This is a genomic window from Methylobacterium symbioticum (assembly GCF_902141845.1).
Taxonomy (GTDB): Bacteria; Pseudomonadota; Alphaproteobacteria; order Rhizobiales; family Beijerinckiaceae; genus Methylobacterium; species Methylobacterium symbioticum.
In genome coordinates this window covers 1-5,763 of sequence record NZ_CABFPH010000181.1, presented here as the reverse complement: position 1 = coordinate 5,763, position 5,763 = coordinate 1, and the positions used below count along the sequence as shown (strand labels likewise).

General features: G+C 68.1%; 6 protein-coding genes. All 6 read left to right on the top strand.

Translation table 11 applies throughout. The features are described 5' to 3' along the window. Positions 1 to 262: 262 nt before the first annotated feature. The 6 genes from MET9862_RS28140 to MET9862_RS28115 all read left to right on the top strand — a co-directional run bounded on the left by MET9862_RS28140 (position 263) and on the right by MET9862_RS28115 (position 5,708). Positions 263 to 1,105, top strand: a complete 843-nt coding sequence (locus tag MET9862_RS28140) for a helix-turn-helix domain-containing protein (protein WP_142586202.1) — start codon at positions 263 to 265, stop codon at positions 1,103 to 1,105. Positions 1,106 to 1,410: 305 nt separating this feature from the next. After that, positions 1,411 to 2,310 carry a hypothetical protein gene (locus tag MET9862_RS28135; RefSeq protein ID WP_142586201.1) on the top strand — a complete coding sequence of 300 codons (900 nt, stop codon included), beginning with the start codon at positions 1,411 to 1,413 and terminating at the stop codon, positions 2,308 to 2,310. 89 nt (positions 2,311 to 2,399) lie between these two features. Then, positions 2,400 to 3,749: an exodeoxyribonuclease VII large subunit gene (locus MET9862_RS28130; protein ID WP_185157040.1), complete on the top strand. Its 1,350-nt coding sequence runs from the start codon at positions 2,400 to 2,402 to the stop codon at positions 3,747 to 3,749. A 17-nt stretch (positions 3,750 to 3,766) separates the two neighbouring features. Continuing rightward, the gene (locus tag MET9862_RS28125; protein WP_142586199.1) at positions 3,767 to 4,006 is read left to right on the top strand and encodes a hypothetical protein; all 240 of its coding nucleotides are present in this window, start codon (positions 3,767 to 3,769) and stop codon (positions 4,004 to 4,006) included. Positions 4,007 to 4,732: 726 nt separating this feature from the next. Continuing rightward, entirely contained in the window at positions 4,733 to 5,338 is a 606-nt protein-coding gene (locus tag MET9862_RS28120; RefSeq protein WP_238228931.1) for a SprT-like domain-containing protein, read from the top strand. Positions 5,339 to 5,402: 64 nt separating this feature from the next. Beyond that, positions 5,403 to 5,708, top strand: a complete 306-nt coding sequence (locus MET9862_RS28115) for a nucleotide-binding protein (RefSeq protein ID WP_142586197.1) — start codon at positions 5,403 to 5,405, stop codon at positions 5,706 to 5,708. Positions 5,709 to 5,763 lie beyond the last annotated feature (55 nt).

The window sequence follows — 5,763 nt, the reverse complement described above, 5'->3', positions numbered from 1 at the left end:
GTCGAGTCGTGAGTCGGGGAAGGAGATGATCGCCGCGGAAACGAGACCCTGAAACGACTACGGGCCCCCCGTCGCCAAACGAGGAGCCCGCGAAATCGAAGTGGCTGTGAGAGCCATCAAGCAACTCCTCACAAGCCACATGGCGCCCTCGGGTGTCAAGCGGGAACGCCAATTCTCGCAACGATGAAGTCGTGCCTTGTGGAAAGGGTACCCACCCAGTGGGCACCCCTGCTCTGCCGCGGCCCTGCAAAGGGCCAGGACGATGTTTGCTGAGGAGATCCGTCGACAGGCGGAGATTGCCCCCCGAGCCGCGCTGCCGGCCGTGACGGCTGCGCTCTGGCGCGCCTACGGGGAGGGGAAGATCACAGAGGCGGAGGCAGAGGCGCTGTCAGGGCTGATCGAGGCGCGCACCATTTCCGCGCCACAGCGCCGAGGAAATGCCGATCAGCCCGGCATTTCCTCGGCGGAAGGCATAGTGGTTCCCAGCACACCTCCGGAGGCCTCGCTGGTTCACCAGAGCCGCGCTAGAAGACCCAGCGTCGGCTCCCGTCCGCGCACGGATGCCTCAATGGAGCGCCGCCGCCGCTGGGCCGCCTCGGGGCGGCTCCCGCCAGGGCTCGCGGCTCGGTTCACGCTGGCCGAACAGGCAGTCCTCGCCCTTGTGGCGGTCGAGGTCGCGCGGCGAAAGGATTGCCGATTGTCGATCGAGAATATGGCTGCCGTTGCAGGCGTATGCCGCTCGACCGTGAAGAACGCGATCCGCGAGGCGCGCCGGCTCGGGCTGCTGACCGTCGAGGAGCGCCAGATCACCGGCTTCCGCAACGACACCAATGTGATCCGCATCATCTCGGCCGAGTGGCTCGCCTGGATCCGACTGGCGCGCCGCGGAGACCCTCTCTCGAACCGAAGAGGGCAGGCGGCCCTCGCTTTCTCTCAAGAGAGAGGGGTCAAAAGCGTAACCAGCACGCCTACTACAGTTCTAACCCTGTCAGAATCGGGGAAAACGGAACCGTCAAAATGCTGCCGGAAGGCAGCGGGCGACCTCGACCGATCCGATCAACCGCGAATCCGCGCGGGTGGTAGCACGGGCCGAGCCATGCGCTGAAGGTCTGACGCTGGACGGTCTGACGAACGCACTGGCTCGGTGAGCGCTCGAGGGGCGGAGTCTGTCCGGACATCCAGTGATGGCCTGATCGCCCCATCAGGGTGAGCCCAGAGGGCGGGAGGAATTTAGATTCTGGAGGTTGGGCCGCTCGCCTGCGCGCCGGCCATACTAGGAACGAGAGTGAAGGTGCGTCGGGTCATCCGACGAAAATCCCGGGAAGGACGAACAGGACAGTCACCCAGGCGCCGACGCGCCGCGATGACCGCTTGGGCTCGCTCCGCTCCCCTCGCATCCAAGGAAAACACATGACCATCACCGTGCCCACTGGCGCGCAGGATCCCGCATGCCCACCAGCCTCGCAGGAGGGGCTAGAGGCGCTGCTGGAGGTGCTGCCGCACCGGTACAAGCCCGGGGTCCGGGCCCTACTCACCGGCCCCGACTCCAGCCGTCCGACCTGGGGACATGTCTACCTCCACCAGGACTGGCTGGCTTCTGCAGCCGCCCTGTTGGGCCTCGGTCCGTCTTGGATCCGTCCGGGCGAGCCGATCCCGATCCGCTTCGAAGTCGAGTACGATGCCCGGCTTGGCCCGCGCCTCGTAGTCTCTGCCAGCGACTGGCCGACCCCGGCGCAGGCTGCAGCCGACGCGGAGCTGCGCCAGCATTTGGAAGAGCAGGGCCGGTGGCGGCGTGCCCGCGCCCCAGACAAGCTCCGCCAGCTGTTCGCGATCGTACCCGAGGGCGGCGGTCCGCGTTGGGAGGCGCTCGCGCTACAGCTCCAGGACCTGGACGAACGCCGGATCGTTCATCTCGCCGTGCGGGAGGTCGATCTCGACGATGCCGACGCGGTGCACGAGGCCCTGCGCGACGGCGCGGAGTTCGTACACTGGACGGGCGCAGACATGGTGCTGATCGTCACGGGCGACCGTCCGATCGGTGCAAGGACGTTCAGCGACCCACGCGTGGTGGAGGCCGTCCTCGACCTCGGCGCGCCGTTGCTGACGCTCGCCGGGCCAGTTCCGACGCCGGTCGACGACCTCACCTGGCACTCCTCGCCGATCCCCGGCGCGGTGCAGGCCGCGATCGAGCGGATCCTGCGCGGCGAGCTGGAGCGGGCGGACCGGCCGCGTCTCGACAGGATCGATGAGCTGCTCATCCGCTCCCGCATCCCGCCAGGCGACGGCTGGCCCTCCGACGCGCCGTTCTGATCACCCCGGCCCGGACGTGCTGCGTCCGGGCCGACCCTACGACGGGCAACCCCATCCTCTCGCTATCCACGAACATCCGAGCCTCAACCGTGCGTATCCACGAATTCCGCCGCGCCCCGCCGGCCACACCGGAACCCGAACCACCACCGGACAGGCTTCGGTCCGGCCTGGCGCCCCCGCCGGACCCCTGCGGCCCGGCGCTCGACATCCAGGAGGTCTGGGCTCGCGCCGGGAGCGCGGTGCGCACCGGCCTGCCGCGGCAGTTTCGCGTCTGCGCCACCGTCGCCCGGGTCCTGCCCAGGCGGCACGGCAGCCACGACCTCGAACTCAGGCCGAGCCACGGCTTCCTCGGCAGCAACGCGCCCAGCCTGAGCGCCCGCATCGGTGCGGACGCCCGCGCCGCGATTGCCGCCGCACTCGGGCGACCCTTCGACCCGGTCGAACTCGGGCACCGGGATGTCACCCTTACCTGTACGGCCGCTTGGCTGTCGGAGGCTCGGCTGCGCCTCAACGTGATCGCGGTCGAGCCCGCGTGGAGAGTGTCCGAGGCCGAGCTGGAGCGCGCCCGCACCCTCGAAGGCCTGGCCCGGGCGGGCCTGCTCGATGCGCAGGCGCGGCTCTCAAGCCCGGTCCACATCGAGAGGATCTCCGTTCTGCACCCGCCGGGCCAAGGCTGGGACGACGTCTCCGCGACGCTGCAAGCCCTGGCGGCGGCTGGCTACCTGTGCGTCGACAGCTTGGAATGCCGGTTCGACGGCTCCGGAGCGGTCCGGGAGCTGGTGCAGCGCCTGGACGAGGCTGCCACCCTGCACAGGGGCCGGGAGGACCGCGGTTTGGTGCTGCTCGTGCGCGGCGGCGGCAGCCCGGCTCGAGCGCTCGATGCTCGCGAAGCCGCCGCGGCGATCGGCACGCTCACTGTGCCGGTGGTGATCGCGGTCGGCCACCGCACCGACGCGGCGACGATCGCCGACATGGTCGCCTGGGCGTCCCTGCCGACGCCCTCGGAGGCCCGCCACCTCGTCCTCAGCCTGCTGGACGACTCGGCCGCACGCGCGGAGTGGGCCTGGGCCGACCTGATGGCAGCGCTCGACGATCTCGAGTGCAACTCGCGACGAGCGGGCATCGCTGGCTGCGAGGCGGTCGCCGACGCGGCGGAGGCCTGCCTGGAGGCTGCAGAGCGGCGGACGGCGGCGGCCGCGCGCACGCTCGAACACAGCCTGGAGCAGACCTTGGCTGTGTTGGCCGCTCCGGAGCGAACCGCGTGTGCCGCACCGGATCAGCCAGCTCGCTGGCCGGAGGGCCTCGTCCGGCTCACCGACGCCGCCGATCACCCGATCACCGGCCCGGAGGCCGCGGTCGGCACACTCACCGTAACCTTCGCAGATGGGCGAACCCTCGCGGTCACGCCCGTCGCACCCGTCGATCCGACCATTCACTGAGCCACACGGAGAAACAGATGACCCCAGAGACGCAGACCCGACAGACCGAGCCCGCCTCCTTCGTCGAGATGCTCGAGCGCCTGGACGACCTCGCGAGCACGCTGCGTACCGGTGAGCTGGACGAGCGGCTTTCGCGGCTGCCGGACACGGTGGCCGAAGCGCATCGCTTGAAGCGCAAGCTCGTCGACCACGCCGTGGAAATCCGGGAGGCGATCGCCTGCCTGCGCGGCAACGCACGGCCGGCCAGCTCCGGCTGAGCAGACCCACAGAGCCTGCCTATGCACGGGCGATAGGCGCTGTCATCGGCGAACCAGGCACGGTCCATGACCCTGCCTGGTTCCTTCCATGGGCACGCAGCCAAACCCCGAGACGACATCTCACGCAACCGTCATACCTGTGGACAGCCCTCGTCGGTCGTGTCGCGACGGGCGCTGGTCGCTTGAACCCGCTGGGCGGTTCGTGTCAGCAGATGAGGGCCTAGGCAACGAACGTGCTGGGGCTCTGGACCGCCGCTGTTCTGAGATCGGCGGTCCGAAAAGCTAGCGCTGCTCTGCGGCGTTCATCCTCCGGTCCGGCCTGTGCTGGTGCGGCGGTGAGGCAGTCCGGGGCGGTCCCCGCTCCGGACATCCGATCCGACCCACCCCGCGCCCCCGGCATCCGCTAGTCTCGTTCGTGGACGCCATGCGGATGAGCCAGCGATCGGATCGTACCGGTCGCTGAAGGATGCCTTCTTCAGGCGCTGAAGAGACCGGAGCCCTTCGTGGCTTGCGTGAACCGGTCCCATCTTTCCACGATGGGACACCGTCATGCAACCTATAGATGAAACTGTTTATCTCAATTCTATATTTGATAAGAGGCGGTCGACGTTCGACGACGTCGTCGTTCCGATAGGCGATGAGGCTCAGCTCGAGCCAGGATCTTCTGTTTCGTACGATACAACAGACCCGACCAGCCGAACCTACTTCGGGCTGACAGGCGCATACGTGTTCTTCAACGAGCGGCTGTTCTCAGCCAGGCTGCCGCCCTGTCTCATCACCCTGCAGCGCAAGAACAGAGCCTACGGCTACTTCGCCGGCGACCGTTTTGGAGCCCGGGACGGTACCGAGATCATCGACGAGATCGCACTGAACCCCAGCTTCTTCGCCGAGTGCAGCATCGCGGATACTCTCTCGACCTTGGTCCACGAGATGGCCCACCTGCAACAGAAGCACTTCGGCACACCGCCCCGCCGCGGTTATCACAACCGGGAATGGGCAGGGATGATGCGGGCCGTGGGGCTGATCCCGTCTACGAGCGGCGAGCCCGGCGGCAAGGAGACCGGCCAGCGCGTCAGCCACTACATCGAGCCCGGCGGACGCTTCGCGCAAGCCTGTGCCGAGCTGGTCGATCTGCGCGGGGATACGGTGCCGTACGTCGAGCTGGGAAGCGAGCTCGAGCGCGAGACGCGCGAGCGGAAGGCCGCCAGCAAGACGAAGTACACGTGCCCGGCTTGCGGAGCCAATGCCTGGGCGAAGCCCGAGATCGCGCTCGACTGCGGGGCTTGCAAACAGCCGATGGACGTCGCCCCGGCCAATGGAACGAGCGGCTGAGCCGAGGGCTCTCGGGACGGCCGCTTGGAAATGCACGCGTACAGGTCAGGAAGGATGGATGGTTATGGCGAAGGCATCGAAGGTCGACGGGAACGGAGGCACGGCTTCGAAGAGGGCTGTCTTCGTCACCTCCGAGAAGGGCGGCGTCGGCAAGAGCGTCACGGCTCGCGCCTTGATCGATCAACTGCGCACCGAGGGCGTCCGGGTCGCGGCCTACGATGCCGATGGCAGCGTCGGCGGTTTGGTGCGGGTGCTCGGCATCCGTGACGCTCATGGCAATCTGGTCAGAGACCAGGATCCGGTCACCGGGGTCGACTATTACAACGTGGGATTGCCCCGTTTTTGTGGACGGTTCAGGGGGCTTGGCTGAGCAGGGTCTCGATCGGCAGTTCTGACGCAGTCTCCTGCTCGTAGACGACGGGCGA